Genomic DNA, 25618 nt, shown 5'->3' on the forward strand with positions numbered 1-25618 from the left:
TCCCAATCATTGAACTGCGCAAGGCGCTCGGCGTTCTTGGGGCTCATGCCGCGCGGGTTTACGGCGACCCGTTTGTGAATGTCTTTGAGTGCCTTGATGACGTCTTCTGGCGCGTTCAGGTGATGCCGTGCAATGGCGACGCAGGTTGCTGCAACATTACTAAGCCCGGACGGCAGGCCATTGGTCCCACGGCGGTCTATGATCGTCCGGAAGGCTGTTTTGAGATTGCTCGCCGTAACCACCACAGACAGGCTTGTGAACTTTTCCGGGCTTTGCCCCGAGGTTACCAACGCGTCCAGCAATTGACGCAGATACGCTTCGGTGTTGCGCAGGCTGGTCTCGCACAGCGGCTTGTCAGGACCGTCTTCGCTGAACAGATCACGTTGCGCCAAGCGGTCGATATAGGCTTTGATCTCTGCTTGCAGGCTCTCCGGATAGTCCGTCAGCGGGCGGGCCATGTACCGATCAGACGGCAAACGGTCCTGCCGGGGAAGATCGAGACCGTGTTTGCCAATCACGTGGTTCCATGTATCGATCATGGACTGAATGTACTTGGCTGGTTCGTTCTTCAGCAGCACAGCGTCGAGGACCGTCTGAAACGCCTGAACCACTTCGCCACTAATGTCCTTGGGCGAGATCAACCGGGCACTGCAATAGCGTGCAAACCGCATCAAGCCCCAAACCTGATGGGTGGACTGCACAGTCTTCAGAAACGTGTCCCACTCCGGGGTCAGTTCAGATTTGGCTTCAAAATCCTGCAATACCCCAACCGCACGCAAGGCACTGGCCAGATCGCTTTTGGTGGTGCTGAGGGTGTTGGGCTTCACCCCGCAGGCGGCGGGATGCAACGATGCCAGCAGTTTGCGCAGTTGCGGGACGTCTGTCGGAATGTCCGACGGCGGACGGCTCATGTATGTACTGACGCGCGAGATCGCGGACAGCTTGGACTGTTGACGTTTCTTGTCGGGGTCTGGATTGGACTTCAGAACGTTCAGAACCTCGGCCAGCGTTGTTGGCGGTTGGATATCTTGGTGATGGGTCATGACAAACCTCTTGGGTTTTGAGATTGGGGACAAAAGGGGACACTTGGGGACATGCAGACCCATGGCGGCCCTCTTGCGGATATTCGGGAAACCAAGGGCGTGAATTTGTACCCGAAATCCATGACCCCGTTTTCCCGAACGCCGAAAAAGCCGATTTTTGTGAAAGCTTTAGAGAACATGGGCCGCTGCCTGATTGCCGCGCTGCTTGGCAAGGGCATGCAAATCACTTCGGGCAACACGCCAATCGCGACCCAGCCGGGTTGCAGGCAGATCACCGGACTTGATCCAGCGGCGAACGGTCTTGGTACTTATGCGGAACAGCGCCGCGACATCGCGCACACTGAGATAGACGGCATCCTCTGTGATCGGCAGATCAACCATGATCCACCTCCGGGTCTTCACCGTTGCAACGGGTTGCAAAATCCGAGCGCGCGGCCTCGCGGGCCAACAGGCGTACGAGCGCAATCAGAGGTTCGGGGATATCAAGAATGGGCGGGTTGCCCTTGGGAGCAGAAGACGAACACGTCATCGATACGTTCCTTATAAAGGAACCGCTCGAGACAATGATCGCGATGTTCTGGTTCAGGAGTGCACTCCAGACGACAAAACACTGACCTCAAACGAGATCAGGATCATTGCCATCGAGTGCGTCGAGGACGAAGTGCCGTCCTGTCCAATCCCAATATTGGCGGCCCAGCCATCACGGCTGGTAGGTTGATAGTTCTTTCAGTTTATCTGACGCGTTTAGTTATATCAACCTATTGTTTTGTTTACCTTTTGCTTACTTTTTGCAGAAATTTAAGTTGACGTGAGATCGAAAGTACTGTGGCGGGTTTTTCAAAGTCTTAGTAACAGTCGCTTCTCACAAAAAGCAGCCATTCGTTTGCAGTCCACCGAGCGACTGCTTAGAGCCCAAAGCGGACATACCCAAACTCGCAAAACGTGTTGCTTGAAAAAGGGCAGACTGTCCGTCACTCTCTACAGATTGGTAGTTTAGGGTTTTGTCATGACGCAATGTTTTGACGTTATTATCGTTGGCGCCGGAAGTGCAGGATGCGTCCTCGCCGCTCGTTTAACCGAAGACGTGAAGCGTTCTGTTTTGCTGTTAGAGGCCGGTGGATCGAACGACGACCCCCGGGTTTCCACCCCTGCCAAATTTGGCGCGCTCACCAACACACGTTTCGATTGGGCATTTCGAACCGCTCCACAGGGCGAGCTTTCAGGACGCCAGATCGCCTATCCGCGCGGTCGATGTATCGGCGGCACTGGTTCGATAAACTACATGATTTACCTGCGCGGGCATCCGGCAGACTACAACACGTGGTCCCAAATGGGCGCAACGGGTTGGGGATGGGACGGTGTGCTGCCCTATTTCAAGAAGGCTGAGAATTGGGAAGTCGATGGAGATCCGTCGATCCATGGAGACGGTGGTCCACTGATTGTGACTAAACCAGGCGAGCGGTCGCCCTTAACCGAGACATTCATCCAAGCCTGCCAGCAGGCCGGGATACCGTTTAATGGGGATCTGAACGGCATGGAACTGGACGGCTGCGGTTATTTCCCCGCGACCTTGCAGCAGAGCAGACGGGGCAGCACCGCGCAGACATACCTCTCCGCGGCAATGAGGCGTCCCAACTTGACCGTTGTGACCGGCGCGACGGTCATGTCGTTGCAATTTGAGGGCAGTTCTGTGACCGGTGTGAATTATGTCGCCAAGGGAGAACTGAACCATGCAACTGCACAGGAAACCGTCTTGGCGGCGGGCGCCATAGGCTCACCACAGATCCTGCAACTCTCAGGAGTCGGCCCTGCAGACCTGTTGAACGATGTCGGCGTACCGGTAAAGCATGACCTACCCGGCGTGGGCGAAAACCTGCAGGATCACTTTCATTACCGCGCCCGTTGGGAAATCGATCAGCCCTTGACCTTCTATGGCCGAAGCTCTGAGCAAGCGGCAGAGGTTGAGCGCCTCTACTCGGAAAAGTCGCGCGGCCCCCTGGCAACGAACCACTTTGAGTCTGGCGCATTTCTGAGATCCGGACCCCATGTCGATATTCCCGACATAGAACTGCTTATGATTCCATATTTCATAAGCTTGGGAGCCCCGGAGTATCGCCCACCGGATCGCCACGGTTTCACAATCTCTGGTTTTCCGACCCGTCCTTGGAGCCGAGGGCGTGTGACGATTGCATCAAACGACCCATTGGATCGGCCCATTATCGATCCGGGATATCTGAGCGATCCGGCGGATGTCGATCTGATGCGCTCGATCATCAAAGAAGCGCGGAAGATTGTGTCACAGGAAGCCTTTGCGAATCTCAATCCAGTTGAAATATCTCCGGGGGCGGACAACCAGAGCGACGAAGAACTTCTTGCGGAAATCCGCGAGATTTCGTCGACGTCTTTTCACCCCGTTGGCAGTTGCAGGATGGGGCAAAGCGATGATTGCGTCGTTGCTCCCGACTTGAAGGTGCACGGGCTTGAAGGGTTGAGCGTTGCCGATGCGTCTGTGATGCCGCAAATGAACACCGGACATCCCAACGCGCCGGTGGTTATGATTGCTGAAAAAGCTGCCGATATGATCGCTGGGCGAGTCTGAGTGAAATAATTGCAAAGCATCGGACAACCGACTTTTTGTGACAGGATCAGCGACAGTTTTGTCCGCATTGCGGTCGCTCGCGACATTGGGGCGAACGTCCGAACTGAGCCCAACGCAGTCATCCATCGTTGCTTGAGCAGGACAGTAATTTGCGCATTTGAGAACAAGTATTTGCTGTCCATATGCTAAAGCTTGAGAATCGAGGTGGAACGACCAAAGGTAATTTCATGTTTAGATCATCAACCCGACGTGAAGCAGAAAGTTTGTTAAGCGGACTTGCTCTTGGATTTTCTGCCGACCCATTCATGCGTTGGCTGTATCCTGAACCTGCCGATTTCCTTACCCACTTCCCGCGAGTAATGGACTTCTTTGGCGGGCATGCATTTGAACAGGGTAGCGCGTTTCGAAACGATGATTTCACTGCTGGCGCACTTTGGCTTCCGCCAAGCATTCACCCTGACGAAGAACGGCTTGTCGCCTGTTTTGAGCAGACGGTCGCACCAGAAAAGCATGATGCGTTGTTCGAAACCTTCGGGCAGATGGACAATTATCATCCCGATGAGGACTGCTGGCATTTAGCTTTTATTGCGGTCGATCCAATTCGCCAAGGAAAAGGGTTGGGGTCCGCGTTGCTTGAATGCTGCCTAAAACGTTGTGACGAAGATGGAAGACCTGCTTACTTAGAGTCGACAAACCCAACAAATCTATCGCTGTATAAGCGCTATGGATTCCAAGAAATGGGTCTAATCAAAGCCGACCAAGCCCCACCCCTGTTTCCGATGTTTCGCGCCGCCCAATAGCGATAGATCAAACGGCTGCATTGTCCGCATCTCGGCCATCCGTGCATATCGCAGCGAATGACCGTTTTGAGCCCAAAGCAGACCTAGGGGCGTTCTGCGGCGAATGACCGCTTCGAGCCCAATCCGGACATAGTCTTGCGGCACTGTTTGCAGACGCAGCTAAAAAGTTGGCATAATAAGTCCGCCGCATCGCAGCCAGGAAAGCGGTCATTCGTTTTCGGTGCAGCAAAATCTGAAGTGCCTATGACCGAGTTGCGGACAAAGCAGCCAGATACAAACAAGGTGAAATTCGTCTGTTTACGTCCGCCGAATAGGAAGACCGGGTCGCGCTCTATTCCATTTCGTTCACGTAAACAGCGCCATTGAGCATAACGAGGTCAATGGTATCGATTGGTTCCCATTCCTCAGGTGCGTCGAACCACTGATCGGTGCCACCGATGACCGTGATGTCCTCAAGCGGGTTTCCATCCACCAGAATAAGATCAGCATAGGCTCCAGCTTCAATCACTCCGAGTTTGCCTGCCTGGTATGGGTTCCTTGGACCGGACATCGCAATCATTTCTCCGGCTGTGGAGGTCAGTTGCTTGAGAACTTCAAAGTTGCTGTCGAATGTTTGCGTCCGCCACCAGATTTCGTAGCGGCGCGCCCGTTCCGCGTCCGCAAACTTGCCAACGTAGTCAGAGGCAAATACCACCTTCACGCCATTCTTAAGAAGGTTACGCCCGAAATCAGCGTACTGCTTGCCCAGCTCCTCAACCAACGGGATTTTGTCCGCGGGCATAAGGGGGTTGCGAGCAAGGTCAGGAGAGATGCCCCACATCTGCGGAACCATGTATCCGCCTTCCGCCGCTATACGCTGCATAGTCTCTTCGGAGATGAAGAACCCGTGTTCGAATGTTTTCACACCACAATCGAGCAAACGATTAACTGCGCGGTCCGTGAAGGTGTGGGCGGCGACATAGGTTCCCCAGTCTGCGGCAGCGCCGGTAATCGCGCAAATCTCATCTTCGGTAAATTGAGTTGTGTCGATAGGATCGAAGCGCGATGAGCCACCGCCACCGCCCATAATCTTGATCTGTGTCGCTCCGTTGCGCAGGTTCAAACGTGTGGCTTTCAGGGCCTCAGGGACACCATCTACGACGTTTCCAATGCCCATACGCTCGAAGTTCGACAGGTCACCAGCATCATTGATCGAGAAGCCCGCGTCGGCGCGATCACGGAAGTCACCATGACCAGAAGTCTGCGATATGAAAGCACCAGATGGATACAAACGTGGACCAACCACGCGACCGAGATTGATTGCTCTTGCCAAGCCAAACGCAGGACCGCCCATATCCCTAACTGTTGTGAAACCGTCTCTGACAAAACGTTCAGAAACAATGACAGCATTGTAGCTAATGTCTGTGATGTCGAGGTCACGTTCGACCGGACCAAAGTCATCGTTGATCATGACGTGAGCATGACCATCGATCATGCCAGGCATGAGCGTGCGACCACCCCCATCGATAACCACGGCATCCGCTGCATCGATGGTTTCCGCGGAAACTTCACTAATCAGGCTGCCTTCGATGAGCACACTTCCTGCTGTCAGGCCATTATTGACGCCATCGAAGATATTGACGTTCGTAATCAGTGTCTTCTCGGGGCGCTCCGCATCGAAAATCATCGCCGGTAATTCACCGGGCGCATATGCACTGGAAATGTCTGACTGAGCCGCGACCTCAAATGCTGTGACCGAAACACTGGCTGCAAGCGCGACCAGAAAGCCTGATTTTGAAATGGTCATGGTATTTTCTCCCCCGTCTCTCCTACGAGTAACACGCGCCAGTTCGACCAAACAATAAAAGTTTGCCACGTCAAACACCGGTTGGCGCGAAACAAAAGCCAAACTACGCACACTATAGAGGGCTTCAGTTCACGGCAGGGCCATGAGTTATTGCCGACAGCTTTGAGCTCGAATCGGCCTTGCGGCAACGCAGCGGGGCAACCTTGGGGCACGCTCCGGAAGCAGCCATTCCCGAAACTCAGATGCTTCACCAATTTCAAGGGCGTAACTCGACTCCCTGACATTCGACTGTTTGAAGCGGTCGCTAGGCGAATGGTGTCGGAATGGCGGCAACGAGCCCAAATTGACCGATGCCACATAACGCACAAATGACTGCTTTGCTGACCTTAAATTGGCCACATATATTGACTAGTAACTTCCTAGATAGTTTAGGACTGAGCCTCATTGTCAAAGAACACTCTCCGATACTTGCTGGTAGCAGTGTTAGCGGCGGCAATTGTTTTGCTGACTTTGACCATCTCTCCGGCTATCCGCACTAAGGATGCCAACTTCGCGGCATGCAAAAAAGAAATGTCCGCTCAATGCCTCACAGATCTGGGTGTGGAACTCGCTATTGGTGCTCGTTCGCTTCCGCCGTACATGCGTGAAGTCGAAATGTTGGCTCAGATGGGCCGGATAGAGGATGCTTCTGCATTGGAGCTGCGCATCCTAAGTGGAAAAGATCGCCCGCCCAAGAACGTTGAAGCGGCTGTGAATATTAGGTTGGCCAGTCATCGGATAACCGAAGCAATCCGTCGTGGTGAGAGTTTACAAACGGCAATGGATGCGACGCCAGCCGTGGAGCCTGGAGCTTTGTGGATCAGCGCTCTCGACTTGCTTGGCCGCAGTCCATACGGCGCATCGGCCAGACCAAAGGTCAAACCCAATGAGCGAACGCTTAGTATCGTTTCAAACATTGCTGATGCCATCGCAATATTGGCGGAAAACGAGACGGAGAATTCCCGCACAAGCCACCTTATCTACGCAGCTGAATTGCAAGTGGCCTTGGGGAACCGTGATGGCGCTATACAACTCCTCGAAGCGCTACCGCGTACAGAAGACCCTTTCATATTTCCAACTGAAGACCTTGTGCGGCTAGTAGGTTCACAGACTGTATTGCGACTTTATCGCGAGGCTGGAGGGGCTCGTCCCAACATACTTCTGACCGCAGCTTCGGCGGAATCAGAATTGACCCTTGCGAAAGGATATTTGGAAAGGGCATTTTCAGAGTTTTCCTCAAGAGATCCATGGCCTGACTTCAGATGGATGGAACGCACCGTTCACCGGGCCGTGAGTCTCGGGCTGGATGAATTATCACTCCGATTGGCGCGGGAGTTGGTACTTCAAGCCCAAACGAAACATTCAGCATTCCCAGTATTTCCCCACCTCGATGCAGCACGCGCGCTTATGGCCGCTAGAGCTAGCGAGATCGAGATTCGGGAAAGCCTTGTGCTTGCCGAGAGTTTTTTTCCTCGCGACGAGAGAGCGGTCGTGAGGTTAGGCGTTGTAAGCGGAGCCATCGTTTGGGGGAGCTCGGGGCTGGACGCTCAAGCCAGACGTGAAATCGCAAATCTGAGGGCGCGACTTGGAGACGTCGGCGCAGCAATTCAAATGATGGACGGGATAGACTACCCAGTGTTCGCGTGGAACGACATGCTGACCTCTGATATTCCGCTTGAGCACGTGGAGGCTCTCTTGGGTGCTGCAAGCGACATTCTTTCAAAAGAAGAATATGCTTATGTCAGAGCGCAGCATGCACAGGAATTGCTTTTCTTCGGCGGCACGGAAAGTCAACGCTCCTGGGCGCTAGTAACTGCAACAGACCTCTTGCAAGGTCAGCAATTAAACGGGGATCGAGCCGCAAACATCTATAGCTCTCTGGGGAGAGTTGGGAGAAAATTGAACGATCCAAGTATCGAAAGATTGGCGCTGATCAACATGGCTCAAGTTGCCCTCAATTCTCGAAGCTTTCGTGACCTGATTAGCGCAGGTTTTCAGTGGCACCAATCGGATCTCTCACCTTAGAGCGGACTTTGGTCTTCGGCTATTGAACGGCAGCTTTGTCCGCGAAGCAGACTTTGGAGAGAGTTGCGACGAATGACCGCTGTGCGGACTTAGTTGCCGTTAAAATTTCCCGTCAGATTATTGTTACCCAAATCATGTGCAACGCCATGTAGATTACAATTAACGAGCCTAGGGTATAAAAGGTCGCTCGAATTTCATGGGATTGCTTGGTCGCATAGGCCAAAAAGTGTGCGAAACGCACGGCGACGAACCCGTAGAGTAGCAGCTGTGCCGACAACAGCGCCGGATCAGCCAACACAAAGAGCAATCCAGCGATCCAGAACGCTGGAATGTTCTCTAGGTCGTTCCGATGAATGCGCCGAGAACGGTCGACGTAGTCGTTAGTATTGAGCTGAGATGGATCAGGGTTTTTGTTTATGAGGCCCGTCCTGAGGTCTTCAGGACTCGCCCATCCACCACCTACTTTCAGCATGCGGTGTACCGTCATCCAACCCTGCCCCATAACTTTAACTACCATCAGGGAGGCTGCAATTGCGTACGTTACGAACACTGGGTTCTCTAAGTTCAACAAATCCATATTTCCAAGCCCCATTCTGCTTGCCTACCGTTGGTAGAATAGATAACCTACCAACGGTAGTCAGGCAAGGGTAACTTATGACCGATCTTAAAACCGACGGGAAAATCATTGATGCGGCGCAAAAACTACTGGCAGACGGTGGTTTTGGCGCAGTCTCTTTCGACACGATTGCGCGCGCACTTGGCATTACTAAGCAATCGGTACTTTACTGGTTCCCCACAAAAAGCGATTTGCTTGCCGCCATGTTTCTCGATTGGTTGGGCGAAGAAACCAATGAGGCCGAAACAAGCCTGCTATCTGTAAAAACTTCAAATGAGGCCATTGACGCGTTCGTTCGGTCAATCACGCGGTTCCATACATCCAACCTTGACCGCTACAGGATGATGTACCTCGCCCCCCAGACGCTGAAGGCAGGAATGCAAGAGGTACGAAACAGCGATGTTCTCGAGAAAATCCACGTTACCACATCGAAATTGTATGACGCCTTAGCTGCCAGACTCGACGAGCCACCCGAAAAAGCTCGCCAGACGGCATTTGCGATTCACTCTGCCACCTTGGGACTTGTACTGATGCTTGGGCTCGCTGACGGCATCGTCGATCCGCTTAAGCACTCGGAGGCCGAGCTCGTTTCTGCATTGATTGCGAAACTGTCCTCATAACAATCAAGAAACAACGCGACCAGAGGGAGTAGGCAGTTTACGAAATCGTCGAACTTAGATGAAGTATTTACCATAGGCCGTTTAACAACCAATTGGCCTTGGGTTCGTCTACAATGTGCGTTTTTCCGTTGTGACTGTAGACCTATTTTGTCGAATTTGGAGCAAAATCTCTGAAAATTGCGAAAACTTTACGGGTCTGAGACCATAAATGTTAGTTTTCAACCGTTGTTTTTTAACGAGTTGAATATGTTAAGACTAGGTGAATGGAAGCTATTGCCTGCAAAAAGTAGGCTCTCCCAGTATTTCTCCCTTGGGAATAGCTTCCAATCATCTTTCAAAGCGTTTTTGGAAATAGCCGGCCCAATATGCGTTCTTGCAGTTTTGCTTGCCTATAGCCTTCATAAGGCTTCTGCCGCGAGCTACGCATCGATCCTCATGTGAAACAGTTTAGCTTCGACCGAGATGCCAGGTTCTTTGCTTAAAGATGTTGCAACAACTACTGGTCTTAAAGCGGGCATTCGCTTCAATTGCCACAAAGTCTGACCGCCAAAAACACAATTCATGACCAGACTGCTCCAGAGGCCTTCAAATTCAGACCGACGTGAACACAGGCTAGGGCATGATTGTTCGTTGGTTCATTAAATGAAGTCTCCAAAGAAAATATAACAAATGCAACAACAGTATGAGTTCAGTGAAATTGAAGGAACACCGCGTGAAGATCTATTCTGTATTCGTTTGGATGCTGGCCCTGACCTTGATGGTTGGCGTCATCGATGTGGCTTCCGCCAAAGAAAAAGGCGGGAAGTCAAAAGACAAGAAAGTTCAGTTGGATGGCAAGCCGGATAAGGGTCAGAAAGCTGTGCCGCCAGGGCAAATAAAGCGCTATACAAGAGGAGCCAAACTTCCCGCCGACTTGGATTACTCGGACATCGGCGACCTTTCCAACTGGAAATTGAAACCTCCAGGAAAAGGAAATCGTTACATACGCGTCAACGATGAAATTTTGGAAGTTTCTGATGATCTTTCGACTGTCGTCGACGCCGTTGGCATCGTTGGTGACCTTGCTAAGTAAAACGGCTGAATCATAACCCCTGGACTCAACGCGGTCAGCTGATTGATTTGGTCAGATGTCGGCTTTTGGACGGATAGCAGACCCAACGTTGCAAAGCGCCAACGTCCGCCTTGCGGGACGAAGCTGACATTGAGGCAATTCTCCCTTAACTTTCAGAAATGGAGGATAGAAAATGTCGGAACGTGTGACCGGAGGGTGCAAGTGCGGTTTGGTTCGGTATGAGGGAACGCGCCTCAAGGCTCCGATGTTTCGTTGCCACTGCCGTGACTGCCAACAGTTAACAGGGTCGGGCCACGCGGATATGACCCCTCTCGCGATTGATGATTTCTGGATAAGTGCTGACTTAAAGAACTATGAAATGTCCGGAGGATCAGGACAGTCAACTTTCAGCGGGTTTTGTCCGAATTGCGGATCACAACTTACGAGAAACAGCAGCCGTATGGGCGACCGTGTCTACGTCCACGCAGCCTCACTTGACGATCCGAGTATTTACGAGCCGGAAAGATCTATCTACGCCCAGTCTGCGCAGAGTTGGGACAAGGCGACGATCATTAAGAGCAGCTAGGGGCTTAAACCCACCGTTCGCTGCGCAATCGGCCAACGTCGGCTAGGCGGACGAAACCGACCTTGTTGAGCGCGCCGTTTGTAGCCGTTCGAGAATTGAAACGCAAATTCTAGTATAGATTTTGCTTTGCATCTTCTGCGCAGCCGTTTGCAATCTCTTTGACGCTCTCGGGCATAGCGCCGTGTACCTTCATCATATCTGCGAGAGAGGGCACATCAGAGGTGTCCGGCCAATCCTGCGATTGCCAGACTTTTCCACGGATGAACGCCTTTGGGCAATGACATAGTACCCTTTCCACGTGGACGAGTAGAATTAGATCCGAGGGCCGCCCGTTGACCGAAAGTTGTCGCCCCAAATTGGCGTCCTTGACCACCGCTCCTTTTCCACTGACGCGCAGAGTGTCTCGGTGTCCTGGTATAATGAACAGTACGCCAACGTTTGGATTTTCGGATATATTCTCGAAGGTATCCAACCGATTGTTCCCTGGGCGATCTGGTATTGCGATGAGTTTCTTGTCTATGACATTCACGAAACCAGCGGGGTCGCCACGGGGCGTGATGTCCAATACGCCGTCCTTACGCGTCGAAGACAAGATCGCCAATGACGAAGCCGCAACGAAGCGTTCGGCCAGTTCGTCAATGTGGTCGATCACTTTGTTGTCGACCCAATGGTCAAACGGCTTTTCCGTTCCTCGCAGCTCAAGCGGTGATGTCAAATGATGGTCAACACTGCGTCCAAAAACACGATCCATAGGGTCAATCTCCGTCTGACTACGGCAAACATACCATATTGAGCCAAGACCGAGAACGGCTGCGGAAAGGCAGTCTTCTTTGGGCTCAATGCGGTCATACAAGTGTTTTGATAGGAACGTCTGCTTTCAGAAGGAATACGCTTTAATCATGCATTTTAACTGCGTTCGACAACGGCGGTTGCGCCCTCCCGCAACCAGCGTCAGGTAATCCATAACACCCCGTTCAGACAACAATTGATAAAATAGATCAATCGCTTAACATCTGCACCCCGCCAGGCGAGTAACCTGCAACGCCAAAGACCCAAATCATCCCTCGCAAACAAAAAAATCCAAGCAGAATAAAAACAGTCAAAAAGACCGTTGGCGCGCGTCTGAAGCTGTAAGTAGCGGTCTCGTGTAGTATCCACCGTTGACTCATGTCTACCGCGCGGCTTCCATGGTCGACCGGTGACTGGAACGAATAGCCATCCCGCACGGGTTTGCGCTCTTGTCGAATCAAATCAATTCGTATTTTGTCCTCGCGATGGTTCCCGACTGTATTCTGCGGTCAGGGATAAAAGGGAATACGGTGCGGTTCTGTAAAAAGGCCAATTCCGTGACTGCCCCCGCAACTGTAGGCGGCGAGCGACCCGAGATCGTCCACTGGGCAATAGCCTGGGAAGGATCGGGATAGCTTAGACCCGCAAGTCAGGAGACCTGCCATCCGAAATTTATGAACCTGGGCGGGGTGTCCCAGAGGGAGATGACAATGTTTCAAGCGGTCCGTACCGTGCACGACCTTGCGCTCGCTTTGCCCCTGTCCAAACACAGGAGGCGTTGCCGTTGTCATTGCAAAAAGCTGACACCCAAAGAGGTAAGTGTCTGACAGAATTCAGCGTTCCGGTGCTGGTCGCGGGGGCTCTGGCGCTGTCGGCGCTCTTGTGGCTCGCGATTTACGCGGTGATTTGATGTCGGCCGTTTTGCAAATCCGCGATCTGACGTTGGGCTACCGCGACCTGACATTGTTTCACCGCCTCTCCATGGATATCGCGGCCGGAACGACACTTGCCGTTCTTGGTGCAAACGGGTCGGGGAAGAGCACTTTTGTAAAGATGCTGCTGGGCTTGATGGATCCGCTCTCGGGCAGTTTGACTTGGCCGCAGGGCCGTCCTGGTGACATCGGGTACCTGGCGCAGATGACCGAGTTCGACCGCCGATTTCCCATCCGTGTGAGGGATCTTGCCGCTATGGGGGCATGGCGCGGGTTTGGTTATCGTACCGGGCTGGACGCCGCCGCGCGCGACCGGATGGCCGCCGCGCTGGATGAGGCCGGGGTACTGGATATCGCTGACCGGCCTCTGCATATGCTATCAGGTGGGCAACTGCAGCGTGCGCTGTTCGCGCGGGTTATCATGCAGGACGCGCCGCTGATCCTGCTGGATGAACCGTTTGCCGCAGTCGACCAAAGTACCGAAGCACATCTGTTGTCGATTATCCGCCGATGGCGCGATGAGGGGCGCGCGGTGGTTTTGGTGGTGCACGATCTTTCCTCGGTGCTGGATTATTGCAGCCACGCGCTGCTTTTGGGCGGGCAAGAGGCGACCCACGGACCGGTGAATGACGTTCTGACACCAGACCGGCTGGTTGCACAAGGATACCTCTCGGAAAGTCAGGCGTCCTGGATGTTCCGTGGCACCCATTCAACAGCGGAGCACGCCAATGTATGACCTGATCGTCGAAATGTGGAGCTTTGCCTTCATGCGTCGCGCTTTTGTGGCAACCACGGTTTTGTCGGCTTCGGTCGCGCCGGTGGGGGCATTTCTTGTTCTGCGTCGCCTATCGCTGGCTGGTGAGGCCATGGCCCACGCGATTACGCCAGGCATCGTCATCGGCTTTGTCACGGCGGGCTTGTCAGTCATGTCACTGCTGGTCGGAGGGCTTATCGCGGGTGTTGGCGTCGCCATTTTGACCGCCTTTCTTGCACGCCGGACAATCCTGCGCAGCGATGCCAGCCTTGCCTCGCTGTATCTGATCGCATTGGCGGTGGGTATCTTTATCCTGTCTGCAGCAGGGTCCGCAGTTCCACTAAAAAGCTTCCTGTTTGGATCAATCCTTGGGATCGACGACGCGTCGATGATCCTTGTCGGAGGGGTGGCGACAGTCACATTGTTGGCATTCGCCGTTCTGCTTCGTCCGCTGATTGTCAGCACCTGCGATCCGGTTTTCTTCGAAACTCAGACCCGCCGACCGTGGCTGGTTGATCAGGGTTTTATGCTGCTGCTGGTTCTGAACCTGCTGGCTGCATTCAAAACGCTGGGCACGTTGATGGCCGTTGGCTTGATGATCCTGCCTGCGACCGCAGCGCGCTATTGGGCCAGTACGATCACCGGGCAACTGGTCCTGGGTTTTCTGTTTGCCTTGTCCAGTTGCTGGATCGGCCTGACCCTGTCCTACCTGTTCCCGGACACGCCGTCCGGCCCGGCGATCGTTTTGGTTGCCGGTGGGTTCTTTCTGTTCTCGGCCATTTTCGGTCCCCTTGGTTTTGGCAGACGGATGCGCAAACCGTCTGTTTCCAAAGACATTCCCATTGCCCAAATTCAACAAGAAGAGAGAGCACAATGACTCTTGTAAAGTCACTCTACACCGGCATCGCCTCTGTGTCGTTTGCTTTGGCTGCATTGCCGACCGTTGCGGCAGAAGGCAACGTCAAGATCGTCGCCAGCTTTTCGATCCTCGGCGACATGGTCGAAGAGGTCGTCGGCGATCTGGCCACGGTTACGACAATCGTGGGCCCGGACGCGGATGCGCATGTGTATCAGCCTTCGGTTGCAGACGCGAAGGCCGTTGCCCAGGCGGATATCATCTTTGTCAACGGTCTGGGCTTTGAGACATGGTCCGATACCCTGATCGCTGAATCGGGCACTGACGCAACCGTGCACGTTGCCACCGACGGTATCACGCCTGTCACAGTCGAGGGCAAAATCGACCCCCACGCCTGGAATTCGCTGTCGAATGGCATGATTTACGTGACCAATGTTGCCGACGTGATGACAGAGGCGATGCCCGAGCACGCCGAAGAAATCGCTGCCAATGCTGCGGCCTATATTGCGCAGCTTGAGGCGCTGGATGCAGAAACCAAGACAAAGCTGGCAGGCCTGCCTGCCAATCGCCGCACGGTTGTGACTGCACATGACGCATTTGGTTATCTGGCAGACGCCTACGGCCTGACTTTCCTTGCGCCGGTTGGCATCGACACCGAGGCGGAGCCATCAGCCAAGGATCTTGCTGTTCTGATTGACCAACTGAAGGCTGATGGCGCTGCCGCGCTGTTTGTTGAAAACATCACAAGCCCTACTTTGATTCAGCAAATCTCGGATGAAACCGGCATCGTGATTGGTGGGCGGCTGTTCTCAGACGCCTTGTCGGAACGGGGTAGTCCGGCCACCAGCTATCTCGCGATGTTCCAGCACAATCTGAACACTCTGTTGAACGCGCTTGGGAACGCAACCGCAAGCTAACTAGTCTTTAGGTACGGGGCGGCGCCTGAACCGCCACCCTGTACCGTGCATTGGAACAGCGGGTTCTTGGTAATCGCCACCTAGTCCGGCTTCCATCCATCTTCGTATTCTCCCAAAGTTCGGGAAAGATCCAACAGCGAGGCGAACAGTCTTGCGTAAACGTCCCGTGACATCATGGTCTTGTTGTCATCCAACACTTGCAGAAGATCGACGACGCCCGAGGCAAAGGCATCATAGACCAACTGGTCCGCGGGCGTTGGGTCCAGGGTCCATATATCGTGCGCATTATAATACCCTACGGGTTGGGGATCGTCGTCTATCATTTGTCCGCCTCATTTTGGTGAGGCGCATGTAAGTGAGATGAAGGCGAGAGCTAGTGATGTGGCGGAAAGTCACAAGCTTTTGGCAACGCCAAAAAGGCGAACCTGATTTCGCGTCTGGCTTTTACAGGATGTGTCGAAGCGCGTTTTCACCACAGTTGGCTCGTGTTGTGCCAGCTCGGCAGTTGTCAGGGTTTCGAATGTTCGCTCTGCAAAACTTCCAGAAACAAGTTTGTCACCCGTGTTGGTTCAGGTTGCTTTCTGGTCACTGCTGCAAACCGGGTTCGATATTGCGTTTCGCCCGGCAACACCATCCGCATCTTTTCCTGGTCCACAAAATCCTGCGCAAGATGATCAGGCAAATAACCTATGTATCGCCCTGACAGGATTAGTATGGCCAGCGCCTGCTCGCTTTGAACTTTTGCTGACCGTTTGAAACCCAGTTGCTGACCGACGATCAGGTTCGGAGAGTTCACGCTGAGCCCAACATAGTTGTACCTGAGCAGGTCACTGGTCCTGAGTTCCTGGTCTGGTATTTCGAAAAGGGGGTGTTCCCGGCCGCAATACAGGAACATGTTCTCGCCATATAACGGAGCATAGTTAAGACTTGTCGAAGGGCGATGCAGCGCAATAATTCCGATGTCGAGCTGGCCACTGATGACCATGGTCTCGATCACGTTTGGCGGCTCAAGGGACAGTTCGATCTGGACCGAGGGGGCGGCTTCGTTGAACCGATGAATGGCGCGGGCAAGCCGGGAATCCGGGTTTGACGCACATTGATCAAATAGCGAAATGCGGATCGTTCCCCCCAACTGTTCCTTGATCTCGCTGACCTCGTTCCGAAATTGCGACACGGACACAAGCAGGTGATCTGCTGCTTGCAGCACTTTTGCGCCGTCTTCTGTCAGGGCGAAACCCGCAGGACCGCGCGTGCACAGTTTTAAGCCCAATCGCAGTTCCAAATCAGTAACATGCTTCGAAATGGTGGATTTGCCGATATTCAGCTCAACTTCGGCCGCAGACAGACCACCACTTTCCACAACCGTCTTGAAAACGCGCAGCAATCGGATGTCGCTGTCGCCGATGCGTGAGGCAACCATTTTCTACCCAATTCGTAAGGTTCGATATATATGAAACCTATCGCGCAAAGAATGGCAACATAGAAACACATTTCACGAGCTACTCTGAAAAAGCCGAGGTAGAATCGGACTGGCCATCTCTCCCCAGGTCAGCGCGCACCTCGAAACATGATAAAACTGGGAGGACATCTATGTCATTCATCAAAAAGCTTGGCACCATGACTGCTGCCGTTTCGGTCGCAGCCCTGATGGTTGCGGGCGCAGCCGACGCGAAAAACTTCAAGATTGCTGTTGGCGATAGTGCAGGCAGCGCACAAGAAGCCCTTGGCTTGGCTTTCGTTAAGGCACTCGAAGAAAAATCGGGTGGCGCACACACAGCTACACTGTTCCTGAACGGTCAGCTGGGTTCCGAGCAGGACACCGTCAACGAGGCCGCAATCGGCACGCTGGACATGTCGCTGCTGGCGATCAACAACATCACGCCGTTCTCGCCTTCGGTTGGTGTATTCACTCTGCCTTATGTGATCCTGTCGCTGGAAGATGCTGAAAAGCTGACCCAAGGCCCGATCGGTCAGGAACTGGTGGAAAACACCATTCGTGACGCAGGTGTGCGCATCATCGGCTGGACCTACACAGGTTTCCGCCGTCTGACCAACTCGAAAAAACCTGTCAGCTCGGTTGCTGACCTGCAGGACCTGATCATCCGCGTTCCCAAGAACGAAATCATGATCGAAACCTACAAGTCCTGGGGTATCAGCCCGACTCCGATGGCATGGTCCGAGACCTTCACCGGTCTGCAAACCAAAGTTGTCGACGGTCAGGACAACCCTTACCTGACGATCAACGCAATGAAGTTCTACGAGGTCCAGAACCACGTGACCAACCTGCGTTACATCTTCTCGATCGAACCGCTGATCGTTTCGGAATCTGTTTTCCAGGGTCTGAGCGAAGAAGACCAGAAGATCATCCTGGAAGCCGGTCAGGAAGCAACTCAGATTTCCGCTCAGTTCCTGCGCGACTCTGAAGCTGCGATCAAAGAAGAGCTGACCGAAAAAGGCATGGCAATCATCGATCCTGAGAACGATGAGGCCGAGTTCATCGAACTGGCAACCGGTGCAGTATGGCCTCAGTTCTATGAGTCCATCGGCGGCGTCGAGAAACTGAACACGGTCCTCGAGGCCATCGGCCGCGAGCCCGTCCAGCAATAATCGCCAAAGAGCGAAAAGGAAAAGAGCGCTTCGGCGCTCTTTTCATCTCAGGGAGGAGGGAATTCCGCAATGTTCTGGAAATTTCTGGACAATATCGAAAGTATCATCTGCCGGATCCTGTTATCCGGCTTCGTCTGTCTGCTGTTTGTACAGATCATCGCGCGGGAAGTCTTTGGCTTTTCGTATAGCTGGATCGAAGAACTGTCAGTCTACATGTTCGTCTGGTTTGTCTACTTTGGCGCCAGCTATGCGGCATTGAAAGGTGCGCATAACCGGGTGACCTTCCAGTTCAAGTTCCTGCCCGAACGCTACATCAAGTATATCGAGGCTTTTGCTGATCTCTTCTGGCTCTTTTTCAACGTCTACTTCCTGTATCTGGCCACGGACTTTGTCTTCAACAAGATGAACAAGTTCTGGAAATCCCAGACCCTGGGTATCGAGATGAAGTATGTCTACATGGTTCTACCTCTCGCCTTTGCGCTGATGACCGTGCGCATCATTCAGGTGAACTATCGCCGCCTGATCAAAGGTGAAGACATCCATGATCCTGACCAGATCGACCTTGATGAAATCAAAGCTGCCACCGAAGCAGCCAAGCGCGACTGAGGCAGGGAGGAAAAACCATGGAATCCGAAATCGTCACAATCCTATTTGGATCGTTTCTTCTACTGCTGCTCATCGGCGCACCGATCACGGTTGCGCTGGGTGTGGCATCGCTGTTCTCGTTCCTTTACCTGGGCGAAAACCCAATCAAATTCGTGCAGATTGCATTTACCTCGGTGGGTGCGTTCCCACTGATGGCTCTGCCTGCATTTATTCTGGCGGGGGCTCTTATGGAGGCCGCCGGTATCTCAAAGCGCCTAATCAATGTTGCTGAAAGTCTGGCTGGTCCATTCACCGGCGGTATTTCGGCTGCAACGGTTATGGCCTGTCTGTTCTTTGGCGCCATTTCGGGCTCGGGCCCGGCAACAACCGCGGCCGTGGGGATGCTGATGATCCCAGCAATGATCGACCGTGGCTATGAGCGCGGCTATGCCTCTGCTATTACCGCTTCTTCTGGCGGCCTCGGGATTATTATTCCTCCCTCCATCCCGATGGTGATCTTCGGCATTGCCGCGCTCGGTATGGCGCCTCCGCTGGAAGCAGTTGAAAAGTTCGGCACCTTCCAGTCGGTTTCGATCTCGAAACTGTTCATCGCGGGCTTTGTCCCGGCGTTCCTGATCGCCACCAGCTTGCTGATCCTTAACTACTTCATGTCTAAAAAGCGTGGGTACAAGGGTGTGGCCGAAGGTTGGTCGCTGCGTCATGTGGCCTGCGAGATGTATCGCGGGTTCTGGTCGCTGATGGCGCCGCTGGTGATCCTGGGTGGTATCTATACCGGCTTCTTCACCCCGACCGAGGCTGCAATCGTCGCGATCTTCTACACTCTGTTCGTTGGCGTGGTCATCTATCGTGAACTGACATGGCAGTCGCTGTTCCAGTCGCTTGAAGCCACCACGTGGCTGACGGGCCGTGTTCTGCTGATCCTGTTCACTGCGACCGTGTTTGGCCGCCTTCTGGTGGAAAACCAGATCCCGGCGATCATCGCGGACTCGATGCTCAGCTTTACCGACAACCTTTATGTGATCTGGGCGCTGATCATCTTCTTCCTGCTGTTCGTCGGCATGTTTATGGAGACACTGGCCACCATCCTGATCCTGGTTCCAGTGATGCTGCCGGTGGCCTATTCGGTGGGTATCGACCCGATCCACTTTGGTGTGGTTATGGTCTGTACGCTGGGTATCGGCTTCCAGACGCCGCCGCTGGGTGAAAACCTGTTCATCGCATCGGGTATTTCGAACATAACGATCGAGCAGATCTCGTTGCGTGCATTGCCCTTTGCGGCGGCTAATACCATCGCGATCTTCATCATTGCGTTCTTCCCTGAGCTGTCGCTATGGCTGCCCAGGCTGTTGGGCTACTGACCTGAAAGGATAATGTTATGAAACAAATGGTGACAAATATCCTGTTCGCGACCGACTTGTCGGAGAACTCGGGTCATGCCATGCGCAATGCGGCCAGCATTGCCATGGCAACAGGGGCAGAAATTCACGTCCTGCATGTGAACGAACCCCTGTCGGACGACGCGAAGATCACGATGGACATGTTCATCCTGAACGAAGAAACGCGTAAAACCGCGGCCCAGCGTCGCCATGAAATGGTGCGCAAGGTGCTGGCCGAACGGCAAGCCAAGTTCTGGGCACAGTTCGAAGGCGATGACGCCAAGATCCGTGAACAGGTGTCCTCGATCGAGGTCACCGACGGGCACCCGGCCGAGGTGATCCTGCGGCGCTCGGTCGAGATGGGGTGCGATCTGATCGTGCTTGGCGCACATGACCACGGCTTTTCGCACACCTTCCTCGGAACGGTGGCGAAACGTGTCTTGCGCCGGTCGAAAATCCCGACACTGATCGTTCCGAACCCGGACGAAGTCTAAGAATTTCCCTGGGCCGCTGCGTTCGTAGCGGCCCATGCTTTGCGCTGTACCGCTAACCAATTTGGTGATGCCCGAACACCGCCTGTTCCGCATCCAACGGCCCTACGTTCATCACGGGCCAAAGCTTTCCAAACTAAAAACCTCCGCCTCAAATCATACCCAGAAAGCTTCGTTAACAGAGCTTAATGAAACGGTGTTCTCTCCTTAAGAACCGGTTCCTTAATTTGAGTTGTGACCAAAACCGCAATCCAAATTCAGGAGGAGAAGACCATGGAAGCGACACAGACTATAACCTCGAACCGCAACGTTTTTTCTGCGCTGTTCGCGGATTATGCTGAGGCCCGAACCGAGCATTTCCGCCGCAGGATTTTCGCCAACACAGTCCACGACCTAGAGGCGTTGAACGATCGCCAATTGAGCGACATCGGCGTCCCTCGGGCTGAAATCAAACAACGCGCCTATCAAAGCGTTTATCACGGCGCGCCTTATCGGCAGTAATCAAGTGCCGGAGATAGCACCCGCGTAACCAGTTATGAGGTAGTACCAATGTTTGATGTCATCCCGCCAAGCAAGCAATTGCCGCCCACGACCAGTGCCCTGCAATTGTTCGACCGCGCCATGCAACTACGTGCGGTCAGCGCCGATATCGTGCGGGCCGCACAGTACTTGAACAGCTTTTCCGATCAGGAATTGTCAGAGCTGGGCATAAACCGCAGCGATCTTGACGATACGATCCAACGGTTCATCTGAAGCTGTGGCGATAGCCAGGTTTGATACCGGCGACAGAGACGAAGATAAAAGCCACTCCTGTATGTCGGAGTGGCTTTTTGAATGTGGATTTAGGCGGTGTGATCGACGACCTGCAAATGCTGCGCCAGCTTGTCGATCTCGGCCATCCAACCCTGCACCAGTTTTGGGTCGCTGGGTGCCGCATGTACACCGACGGCGATCGCACGATTCAGGATCGCTTCGACCGCCAGCGAGACCGGGATAGACACCAGTCGCGCCATTGCCGTGCCGCGCGCGTCGCCCCAGGCGTCCATAACATAGGTTTTGTGCCAGACGGGTGTTCCGTCTTTCTCGGCGTTCAGTCCTACGCACAGAACCACGCGGTCCGGTTCGCCCTCGTCATAGGCGTTTTCGTCCCAGAACTGGTCCGACATTTCCTTCAGACGCGCGTCGCCTTCGGGTCCGGACAGGGTTTCAATCTCGCTGAACACATCCGACCACGCATCGGCCCAGCCATTCAGGCGCAAGGTGCCGCGGACGAATTCCTTGACGGTCCAGTGATCCTCGAACTGATATTCTTCCATGAAAGGCAGAGAGTCGCGGTTCGGATAGACCTCGAAGCTTTCCGGCGTCGGCAGGGGTGCAACATAGCTGCTGATCGCATCCCAAGGGCGGGCCACATCCAGCGGAGCATAGTCGCGGATCGACTTGGACGGCGAACGCAACGCTTTGAGCACACCTAGCGGGGACCAGCTGAACTTGTACCGGAACGGGTTGGGGTTTTTCGGAATGCCGCCGCAATACGAGATGAAACTCAGGTGGTTGTTCGCATCAAACGCGTCCGAGGCGCGATAGTCGGCGATCAGGGCATGCGCCATCAGGTGGTCAATACCCGGATCAAGCCCGACCTCATTCACCAGCGCCACACCGGCCGCGCGCGCCTTGTCGTCCAGCGCGCGCATCTCGGGTGCGATGTAAGAGGATGAGACAAAATTGGCCTCCTTCGAGATGGCCAGTTCCGCCAGTGGCACGTGCCAATCGCCCGGCAGCATTGAGACGATCACGTCGCCTTTTTCCAGCACCACGCCCAGTGCGTCGATGTCAAAGGCACGAATGTCGTCGGTCAGGTCTCCGACCTCTGCCTTGGCTTTTTCGATAGTCCGGTTCCAGACGGTGACTTTATGACCGCCCTCAATCAGGCGGCGCAGACCCGGGATGGCCGAAAGGCCGGTACCACACCAATGGATGGTCATTCGTAAGCTCCTTTTTTGCTGGTTAGCCGAATTTCAATTTTGCGATCACGATCGCTCCGACAAGAAGGATCGATATCACATTGCCCAGGATCAAGGGCCATGCGGCGATCATCAATCCGTAGGCCAACCACAACGTCAGTGTCGACAGGATCAGCAGGTTTGCGGGCAGGGACAGATCTTTGGTTTCGCGGCTGCGCCAGGTTTTCAGGGTCTGGGGTAGCCAGCAGATCGTGCCAAGAACCGCTGCTGCACCGCCGATCAAGTGTTCCATGCGTGCACCGGCTCAGACATGTTTGCGAAACTCGTCCTGTGCCCGACCCCAAACACCGCTTTCGATCTCTTTCAGCGTCAGCAGAGTCGGCAGCAGTTGCGCGGCATAGTCTTCAGAACTTTCGACCGGCAGCATCGACGGCAGGTTGTCGATCGCCATGACGTCCATTACCGGAACACTCGCAACACGCAAGGCAGGGGCGTCCCACGTGGTGGCTCGGTCGTAAACCGGAACCGGATTGTAATCGCTGTCCGGGTCACAAGCGACGTCGCCAATAGCAGTCAGTTTACGCGGCGCTGTCAGCGCCTCGCGCGGAACAAAGATCGGGGCGCCCGGGCGGGCAAAAATGCAGTTCAGAAACAGGTCATGTTCCAGAATTTCAGGGAAAGGCCCGCCGTTGGCGGTTTCAGCCATGTCCCATTTGGTGACATTGACTCCCATCGCCTCGCACAGGTCGGCAGCGCCTGCACCCACGCGACCCAGCGCGCCGATCACGATGGCGCGGGGACGATTGGCGCCTGTGGCGTTCAACTCGGCCAGTAATTCAGCATTCAGCGTGTCCTTGCCCGAATACACACCAACGGGCGGGCATTCCTCATTCCGTTGCTGCGCCGCCCATGCTTTCAGGGTGACAGCTGCGCCAGCATAACCAGCCCAATACCCGAAGGCCGCGACGCGACGGCCGTTCTCGTCCACAAGGTATTCCAGATCATAAAGCGTTCCGCCCCCGGCCTTGAACCGCTGCAGTAGGGCGCGGCCAGAATGCTGACCTTTATAGGCGTGGCCGAACATGATGTGGCGATGGGGCAGGGGGGTGCCGTCCTCTGGCAATTCCTTCAGGCCAAAGACGATGGCATCAAGGGGGGCATCGGGCCAGGAATTCTCGGGCGCAATCTCGCAGCCTGCGTTTTTGTAGCCGTCTATCGGAATAGCGCGGACATGGCTTTCCTCGACGGTCACCCGGATGCCTGCCGCAATCAGGGACGCCGCGCCTTCTGGGGTCAATCCAACCCGTTCTTCATTCGGGCGTTGCTCTGCCCGGACCCAGAGATGTGTCATGCGTCTTCCTTTACTCAAATCATCCCTGCGGCGCGCACCGCCTGAACCGAGGCGCGCGCCTCCATCGCCTCGCGGAAAGCGAGGATTTTGGGAAAGGCCGACACGTCCACGCCGTCGCCTTCTAGCCAGCTGCACACCACGTACAGATAGGCGTCCGCCAGCGAGACCGTATCGCCCAACACAAATGGCCCGCGCAATCCGTTTGATACGATGTACTCACAGGACGTGGTCATGGTCTGGGCGACCTTGGCGGTCATGTCTTTCCAGCTGGCTTTCTTGTCGGCCCAACGGGCCCCGCGCAGCTTGTGTGCGTGGTTCACATGCATGGTCGAGGCCAGATAATACATCACTTCGCGCATACGGGCCGCCATGACAGGATCGGCGGGGACAAGATTTGCGTCAGGCGCAACCGTAGCGACATAATCCAGCAACGCCCCTGTTTCAGTCAGGATACCGCCATCAACCGCCAATGCAGGCACACGGCCTTTTGGATTGATCTGTTTGTAGGCCGGTTTGGTCTGGTCGCCTTCGGCGAAGTCCAGACGGACCGCTTCATAGTCCAGACCGGCCTCCTCCAAGGCAATGGCAACGGCGATCGAAATGGTGCGGGGTGCATAATAAAGCTGCATCAGAGTGCCTCCGGGCTTGGATTACAGGTGCGTTTGGGCAAACTGCCTGTCTGGTGCTTCCAGATGCGGGACTGCGTTGAACAGAACCGGGCTCAGTTGCGCGCCTATCGGGTGCAGACGATGCATTGAGGTGTTCATGATGGCAAGAGCCACTCGCGCCATCGCAGGTATGTCCAGTCCCATCGCCTGCCGAACCACCATCGAAATCAACCCGCCCGATGTCACGACAATCGCTGGCCCACCCTCGGTTCCGATATCGCGCAAAGCGTCCGAGACACGTGTTTCGAATTCCTCAAAGGTTTCCGGGGTCTCTTCGATCTCACCCCTGGCCCACGCGGTAAAAGTTCGCGGCAAGTGTTCGACGAACCCCTCACGGTCGGTTGGAATCGAAACGCCATGCTGCTCTTCATACAGTTTCGCAATGTTGAAGTATTCAATCTCATTGAGGCGCGGATCCCGGTTGGGCTCAGGCAGCCCCATACTGGCCGCGGTTTCCATGTGTCGCGACAGGGTTCCGCAAAAGACACGTGGGTAGAACGCCTGTGTGTTTTGCAGATGCGCACCTAGCCAACGTGCCTGCTGATGGCCCAGATCGCTGAGCTTGTCATAATTTACTTCGTCACGTGCGGTGGTGTTGGCCTGCCCGTGACGCACCAGTGTGATATGTGCCATTGCGTCCCCTCTTGCGCGAAGTCTTAGGGCAGGTTCAGGGGCGGTGCCAGAGCCCTTTGGCAGAAAGCGGCTAAAAACCAGTTTGATGGCTCGGCTGTCTTTTGTTCGCCGCGGAAATTTGCCCATGGCACGTCGCATGCGATGTTGCCTAACGGAAAAAAGTTTCCTATAGGATACAAAGCCGCTGCATGCGGCCGTATACATGCCTCTGCAACGCCGCCCTCGGGGGACCAAAAGACCGCCAGCAGTCGAAGCCTGTTGACTCGCTGCACAGTCCTAGGAACCTTGGTGTCAATTGGCGACAATACAGAGATAACGTTGCAATCCATGCGGCAATGTTGCCAAGGTCTTAGGAAAGGTCTCTGCCATGTCTGACGCACCCAAACGCACCCCATTGCATTCTTTGCACGTTGAGTTGGGGGGTAAGTTGGTTGATTTTGCTGGGTGGGAGATGCCTGTTCAGTATCCTTTGGGGATTATGGGGGAGCATAAGCAGTGTCGTGAGAAGG

At 54.4% G+C, this 25618-nt stretch carries 28 protein-coding genes, 1 pseudogene and 1 riboswitch; of the genes and pseudogenes, 16 read left to right on the forward strand and 13 right to left on the reverse strand.

Going from position 1 to position 25618, the window contains the following annotated elements; translation table 11 throughout:
- From DK510_RS02920 to DK510_RS22725, 3 genes are all read right to left on the reverse strand, one after another.
- On the reverse strand, positions 1–1043 hold a 1043-nt coding region (locus DK510_RS02920; RefSeq protein ID WP_160116433.1), incomplete at its 3' end, for a hypothetical protein.
- A 168-nt stretch (positions 1044–1211) separates the two neighbouring features.
- Complete coding sequence (locus tag DK510_RS02925) at positions 1212–1424, reverse strand: helix-turn-helix domain-containing protein (RefSeq protein WP_109310846.1); 213 nt, start codon at positions 1422–1424, stop codon at positions 1212–1214.
- Entirely contained in the window at positions 1417–1572 is a 156-nt protein-coding gene (locus DK510_RS22725; protein WP_160116434.1) for a hypothetical protein, read from the reverse strand. The genes DK510_RS02925 and DK510_RS22725 overlap by 8 nt, the downstream gene beginning before the upstream one ends.
- 477 nt (positions 1573–2049) lie before the next feature.
- Here DK510_RS22725 and DK510_RS02930 point away from each other — a divergent pair, with 477 nt between their 5' ends.
- On the forward strand, positions 2050–3642 hold the full coding sequence (locus tag DK510_RS02930; protein ID WP_109310847.1) for a GMC family oxidoreductase: 1593 nt from the start codon (positions 2050–2052) through the stop codon (positions 3640–3642).
- 227 nt (positions 3643–3869) lie between these two features.
- Complete coding sequence (locus DK510_RS02935; protein ID WP_160116435.1) at positions 3870–4442, forward strand: N-acetyltransferase; 573 nt, start codon at positions 3870–3872, stop codon at positions 4440–4442.
- Positions 4443–4773: 331 nt separating this feature from the next.
- Here DK510_RS02935 and DK510_RS02940 read toward each other — a convergent pair whose 3' ends face one another.
- Positions 4774–6228, reverse strand: coding sequence for an amidohydrolase family protein (locus DK510_RS02940; protein WP_200833200.1), 1455 nt, complete (start codon positions 6226–6228; stop codon positions 4774–4776).
- Between the two features lie 444 nt (positions 6229–6672).
- Between DK510_RS02940 and DK510_RS02945 the strand changes: the two genes are divergently transcribed.
- Complete coding sequence (locus DK510_RS02945; RefSeq protein ID WP_160116436.1) at positions 6673–8292, forward strand: hypothetical protein; 1620 nt, start codon at positions 6673–6675, stop codon at positions 8290–8292.
- Positions 8293–8404: 112 nt separating this feature from the next.
- On the opposite strand, the gene DK510_RS02950 is transcribed toward DK510_RS02945, so the two are convergent.
- Complete coding sequence (locus tag DK510_RS02950; protein WP_058276413.1) at positions 8405–8869, reverse strand: MAPEG family protein; 465 nt, start codon at positions 8867–8869, stop codon at positions 8405–8407.
- Between the two features lie 77 nt (positions 8870–8946).
- Here DK510_RS02950 and DK510_RS02955 point away from each other — a divergent pair, with 77 nt between their 5' ends.
- The 3 genes from DK510_RS02955 (at position 8947) to DK510_RS23575 (ending at position 11165) form a co-directional block, all read left to right on the forward strand.
- Positions 8947–9528: a TetR/AcrR family transcriptional regulator gene (locus DK510_RS02955; protein ID WP_109310850.1), complete on the forward strand. Its 582-nt coding sequence runs from the start codon at positions 8947–8949 to the stop codon at positions 9526–9528.
- A gap of 712 nt (positions 9529–10240) precedes the next feature.
- Positions 10241–10600 (forward strand): hypothetical protein, encoded by a 360-nt coding sequence (locus DK510_RS02960; protein ID WP_145974847.1) that lies wholly within the window; start codon positions 10241–10243, stop codon positions 10598–10600.
- Between the two features lie 244 nt (positions 10601–10844).
- Positions 10845–11165 (forward strand): GFA family protein, encoded by a 321-nt coding sequence (locus DK510_RS23575; RefSeq protein WP_370246160.1) that lies wholly within the window; start codon positions 10845–10847, stop codon positions 11163–11165.
- A 109-nt stretch (positions 11166–11274) separates the two neighbouring features.
- Here DK510_RS23575 and DK510_RS02970 read toward each other — a convergent pair whose 3' ends face one another.
- Positions 11275–11916, reverse strand: a complete 642-nt coding sequence (locus DK510_RS02970; protein WP_109310852.1) for an MSMEG_1061 family FMN-dependent PPOX-type flavoprotein — start codon at positions 11914–11916, stop codon at positions 11275–11277.
- A gap of 507 nt (positions 11917–12423) precedes the next feature.
- Positions 12424–12635, forward strand: a riboswitch (cobalamin riboswitch).
- Positions 12636–12773: 138 nt separating this feature from the next.
- Between DK510_RS02970 and DK510_RS02975 the strand changes: the two genes are divergently transcribed.
- Genes DK510_RS02975 through DK510_RS02985 form a run of 3 tightly spaced genes read left to right on the forward strand, consistent with a single transcriptional unit; the run spans position 12774 to position 15413 of the window.
- Entirely contained in the window at positions 12774–13622 is an 849-nt protein-coding gene (locus DK510_RS02975; RefSeq protein WP_109310853.1) for a metal ABC transporter ATP-binding protein, read from the forward strand.
- Positions 13615–14517, forward strand: coding sequence for a metal ABC transporter permease (locus tag DK510_RS02980; RefSeq protein WP_234998863.1), 903 nt, complete (start codon positions 13615–13617; stop codon positions 14515–14517). The genes DK510_RS02975 and DK510_RS02980 overlap by 8 nt, the downstream gene beginning before the upstream one ends.
- Entirely contained in the window at positions 14514–15413 is a 900-nt protein-coding gene (locus tag DK510_RS02985; RefSeq protein WP_109310854.1) for a metal ABC transporter solute-binding protein, Zn/Mn family, read from the forward strand. The genes DK510_RS02980 and DK510_RS02985 overlap by 4 nt, the downstream gene beginning before the upstream one ends.
- A gap of 80 nt (positions 15414–15493) precedes the next feature.
- Here the strand turns inward: DK510_RS02985 and DK510_RS02990 are convergent, their stop codons facing one another.
- Positions 15494–15736, reverse strand: coding sequence for a hypothetical protein (locus tag DK510_RS02990; RefSeq protein ID WP_109310855.1), 243 nt, complete (start codon positions 15734–15736; stop codon positions 15494–15496).
- A gap of 185 nt (positions 15737–15921) precedes the next feature.
- Positions 15922–16833 (reverse strand): LysR family transcriptional regulator, encoded by a 912-nt coding sequence (locus DK510_RS02995; RefSeq protein WP_109310856.1) that lies wholly within the window; start codon positions 16831–16833, stop codon positions 15922–15924.
- 170 nt (positions 16834–17003) lie between these two features.
- Here DK510_RS02995 and DK510_RS03000 point away from each other — a divergent pair, with 170 nt between their 5' ends.
- The 6 genes from DK510_RS03000 (at position 17004) to DK510_RS03025 (ending at position 21246) form a co-directional block, all read left to right on the forward strand.
- Positions 17004–18020: a TRAP transporter substrate-binding protein gene (locus DK510_RS03000; protein ID WP_058273760.1), complete on the forward strand. Its 1017-nt coding sequence runs from the start codon at positions 17004–17006 to the stop codon at positions 18018–18020.
- Positions 18021–18089: 69 nt separating this feature from the next.
- Positions 18090–18626, forward strand: coding sequence for a TRAP transporter small permease (locus DK510_RS03005; RefSeq protein ID WP_058273759.1), 537 nt, complete (start codon positions 18090–18092; stop codon positions 18624–18626).
- Positions 18627–18643: 17 nt separating this feature from the next.
- Complete coding sequence (locus DK510_RS03010; protein WP_058273758.1) at positions 18644–19984, forward strand: TRAP transporter large permease; 1341 nt, start codon at positions 18644–18646, stop codon at positions 19982–19984.
- Between the two features lie 17 nt (positions 19985–20001).
- A complete protein-coding gene (locus DK510_RS03015) occupies positions 20002–20496 on the forward strand; it encodes a universal stress protein (RefSeq protein ID WP_058277392.1) in 495 nt (164 codons plus the stop codon).
- A gap of 270 nt (positions 20497–20766) precedes the next feature.
- The gene (locus tag DK510_RS03020) at positions 20767–20994 is read left to right on the forward strand and encodes a DUF1127 domain-containing protein (RefSeq protein WP_109310857.1); all 228 of its coding nucleotides are present in this window, start codon (positions 20767–20769) and stop codon (positions 20992–20994) included.
- Between the two features lie 48 nt (positions 20995–21042).
- Positions 21043–21246 carry a DUF1127 domain-containing protein gene (locus DK510_RS03025; protein WP_058277394.1) on the forward strand — a complete coding sequence of 68 codons (204 nt, stop codon included), beginning with the start codon at positions 21043–21045 and terminating at the stop codon, positions 21244–21246.
- Between the two features lie 89 nt (positions 21247–21335).
- Here the strand turns inward: DK510_RS03025 and DK510_RS03030 are convergent, their stop codons facing one another.
- The 5 genes from DK510_RS03030 to DK510_RS03050 are packed head-to-tail and all read right to left on the reverse strand — an operon-like array spanning position 21336 to position 25109.
- A complete protein-coding gene (locus tag DK510_RS03030) occupies positions 21336–22478 on the reverse strand; it encodes a saccharopine dehydrogenase family protein (RefSeq protein WP_109310858.1) in 1143 nt (380 codons plus the stop codon).
- A 22-nt stretch (positions 22479–22500) separates the two neighbouring features.
- Complete coding sequence (locus DK510_RS03035; RefSeq protein WP_109310859.1) at positions 22501–22749, reverse strand: SemiSWEET family sugar transporter; 249 nt, start codon at positions 22747–22749, stop codon at positions 22501–22503.
- Positions 22750–22761: 12 nt separating this feature from the next.
- Entirely contained in the window at positions 22762–23808 is a 1047-nt protein-coding gene (locus DK510_RS03040) for a saccharopine dehydrogenase (protein WP_109310860.1), read from the reverse strand.
- Positions 23809–23822: 14 nt separating this feature from the next.
- Positions 23823–24437 carry a glutathione S-transferase family protein gene (locus tag DK510_RS03045; RefSeq protein WP_109310861.1) on the reverse strand — a complete coding sequence of 205 codons (615 nt, stop codon included), beginning with the start codon at positions 24435–24437 and terminating at the stop codon, positions 23823–23825.
- A gap of 21 nt (positions 24438–24458) precedes the next feature.
- Positions 24459–25109, reverse strand: a complete 651-nt coding sequence (locus DK510_RS03050) for a histidine phosphatase family protein (RefSeq protein ID WP_109310863.1) — start codon at positions 25107–25109, stop codon at positions 24459–24461.
- A gap of 367 nt (positions 25110–25476) precedes the next feature.
- Between DK510_RS03050 and gcvT the strand changes: the two are divergent.
- Positions 25477–25618, forward strand: a pseudogene (gcvT, locus tag DK510_RS03055) (glycine cleavage system aminomethyltransferase GcvT); the annotation flags it as partial.

The sequence above is a fragment of the Ruegeria sp. AU67 genome, from assembly GCF_900312795.1.
In the GTDB taxonomy this organism is placed as follows: domain Bacteria; phylum Pseudomonadota; class Alphaproteobacteria; order Rhodobacterales; family Rhodobacteraceae; genus Ruegeria; species Ruegeria atlantica.